Raw genomic sequence first — 2,809 nt, forward strand, 5'->3', positions numbered from 1 at the left:
GGGATGGGTGAGTGGCAGGCCCGCGGGCTGCCCCTGGTCGGCGACTCCGACGACCCCCACGTCATCTGACCCTCTGACCCCCTGCCCCTCCCCCTCTCCCCTCCCACCCGCCACCCCGCCGGTTCGAGGTGATACCGGCGTCACCGGCACGCGCTGATACCTCGAACCACGCGGTCGGGGCTCCTCCATCCACCCGTTCGAGGTGATGACGTCCGCCCCGCCGTGCGCTGATACCTCGAACCGGCGGGCGGGTGGCCGGGGCGGGGCGGGCGTTTGCCGACGCGTGGAGCCGGGTAGCGCCGCAGGTGACCACCGATCTCGACCAGGAGGAATCTGCATGCGGGCCGTGACCTGGCAGGGCAAGCGCGACGTCCGGGTGGAGGAGGTGCCCGACCCGACCATCCAGGAGCCGACCGACGTCATCATCGAGGTGACCTCCAGCGGGCTCTGCGGGTCCGACCTGCACCTGTACGAGACGCTCGGGGCGTTCCTGCACCCCGGTGACGTGCTGGGGCACGAGCCGATGGGACGCGTGGTGGCCACCGGCTCGGCGATCACCGACCTGCGGGTCGGCGACCGGGTGGTGGTGCCCTTCCAGATCGCCTGCGGGCGCTGCTGGATGTGCCAGCACGACCTGCAGACCCAGTGCGAGACCACCCAGGTGCGCGAGCACGGGATGGGCGCGGCGCTGTTCGGCTACACCGACCTCTACGGCTCGGTCCCGGGCGGTCAGGCCGAGCTGCTGCGCGTCCCGCACGCCGACTACGGCCCGATCAAGGTCGAGGACGGCCCCGACGACGACCGGTTCCTCTTCCTGTCCGACGTGCTGCCCACCGCCTGGCAGGGCGTGCGCTACGCCGGGGTGGTCCCCGGGGACGTGCTCGTCGTGCTCGGGCTGGGCCCGATCGGGGAGATGGCGGCCCGGGTGGCCCTGCAGCAGGGGATCCGGGTGATCGGCGTGGACCGGGTGCCGGCCAGGCTGGAGCGCAGCCGCACCCTCGGGGTGGACGTCCTCGAGCTCGGCTCCGACCTGGTCGAGGAGGTGCTCAGCCGCACCGACGGCCGGGGTGCGGACGCCGTGCTCGACGCGGTCGGCATGGAGGCGCACGGATCGCCGGTGGCCGAGCTGGCGCAGAAGGTCGCCAGCCGACTGCCCGACGCTCTGGCCCGGCCGCTGATGACCAACGCCAGCACCGACCGGCTGGAGGCGCTGAAAACCGCGGTGGCGCTGGTGCGCCGCGGCGGCACCGTCTCCCTCAGCGGGGTCTACGCCGGGGCGGCCGACCCGCTGCCGATGCAGACCATCTTCGACAAGCAGCTGACCCTGAAGATGGGCCAGGCCAACGTGCGCCGCTGGCTGGAGGAGATGCTGCCGCTGGTGCACGACCCGTCGGACCCGCTGGGGCTGGAGACCTTCGCCACCCACCACCGTCCGCTCGATGAGGCGCCCGCGGCCTACGCGGCGTTCCAGGCCAAGGACGACGACATGATCAAGACGGTCTTCCGCCCCTGAGCGCTGCCCCTCAGCAGGGGGCGTCCAGGCCGAGCTCGGCGGCGGTCTCCCGCAGCCGGGCGCGGTGCTCGGGACCGACCGGGACGCCGTCGGTGCGGTAGCGGCGCTCCCGCTCGGCCTCGGGGCCCCCGGGCAGCCGGCTGGCGTCCAGCCCGGGTAGCGGCGTCAGCTGCCGGACCGCGCGCACGTAGGCGTCCATCTCGCGCCGGAAGGCGGCCGGGTCGGTGAAGAGGTCGATCCGGAAGCTGATGACCAGCGAGCCCTGGTTGGCTCCGGCCCACTCCCGCTCCGCTCGCGCCGGGTCGAGCGGGACGCCGGCCAGCAGCCCGCCCCAGGACTGGCAGACCGCGCCGAGGCCGATCGCCCGCAGCACCAGCCCCGGGGCGTCCCGGGCGATCTGGTCACGGTGCGGGCTGTCGGCGTAGAGGTCGTGCATGGTGCCGAAGTCGAGCACCACCGGGTCCTCGTCCTGGGTGGGCACGCTGAACGACATCGGCGAGCCGCCGGCCGCGTCGAACACCGGCGCCCCGGGGCTCAGCTCGAGCTGGTGGCCGGAGGTGACGAAGGTGAGCAGGTCGTGCGGCAGCGTCATCCGCGAGTAGAGCCCGGCCGCGCCGAAGTGGCCGTGGTTCCGGGTCAGCAGCACCGCGATCCCCTGCTGGCGCGCCCGCTCCACCAGCAGCCCGGTGCCCAGGTGGGCGGCGAAGTAGCCCAGACCGCCGTCGCCGTCGACCAGCAGGCTGGACGGCGTCTCGCGCACCACCGCCGGACGGGCGCCGGGGTTGAGCCGGCCCTCGCGCAGCAGCCGGGCGTAGGTGGCGATCTGGACGGTGCCGTGGGAGAACACGCCGCGGCAGTCGTTGGCCACCAGCAGCTCGGCCAGCAGGGTCGCCTGCTCGGCGGGGAGCCCGGCGCTGGCGCCGACCTCGGTGACGAAGGTCTGCAGCTCGGCGGCGGGGACGACGACGGCGTCGGCGGGTGGCTCGTTCACGCACCGATCCTGGCAGGTCAGCCCGGGTGCGACCGCTGCGCCCCGCCCCCGTCGCCGGTCTCCGGGAGATCCTCCGCGCCGGTCGCCGCGCCCTCGTCCAGCAGCTCCTGCATCCGGCCCAGCACCCGCAGCTGGGCGGGGTGGTAGAGCTCGGTCAGCGCGGACGCCACCGCCGCCGCCGCGGGCGCCGCCCCGTGCGTCGACCCCGCCAGCGGGTCGTCCAGCCCGGGGTGCTGCGCGCGGGTGCGCCGGACCACGGCCACCAGCCGGGCGGCCAGGGCGTCCACGGTGGCCTCGTCGGCGTC

Annotated in this window: 2 protein-coding genes and 1 pseudogene; 1 reads left to right on the plus strand and 2 read right to left on the minus strand. The window is 74.7% G+C overall.

Going from position 1 to position 2,809, the window contains the following annotated elements:
* The first annotated feature begins 337 nt into the window (after nt 1-337).
* Entirely contained in the window at nt 338-1,513 is a 1,176-nt protein-coding gene (locus DVA66_RS19075; protein ID WP_114561426.1) for an alcohol dehydrogenase catalytic domain-containing protein, read from the plus strand.
* Nucleotides 1,514-1,523: 10 nt separating this feature from the next.
* Here DVA66_RS19075 and DVA66_RS19080 read toward each other — a convergent pair whose 3' ends face one another.
* Both DVA66_RS19080 and DVA66_RS21415 read right to left on the minus strand, forming a co-directional pair.
* Complete coding sequence (locus DVA66_RS19080) at nt 1,524-2,504, minus strand: Ldh family oxidoreductase (protein ID WP_114561427.1); 981 nt, start codon at nt 2,502-2,504, stop codon at nt 1,524-1,526.
* 17 nt (nt 2,505-2,521) lie between these two features.
* A pseudogene (locus DVA66_RS21415) lies at nt 2,522-2,809 on the minus strand (hypothetical protein); the annotation flags it as partial.

Origin of the sequence: Desertihabitans aurantiacus (assembly GCF_003344635.1) — a bacterium.
Taxonomy (GTDB): domain Bacteria; phylum Actinomycetota; class Actinomycetes; order Propionibacteriales; family Propionibacteriaceae; genus Desertihabitans; species Desertihabitans aurantiacus.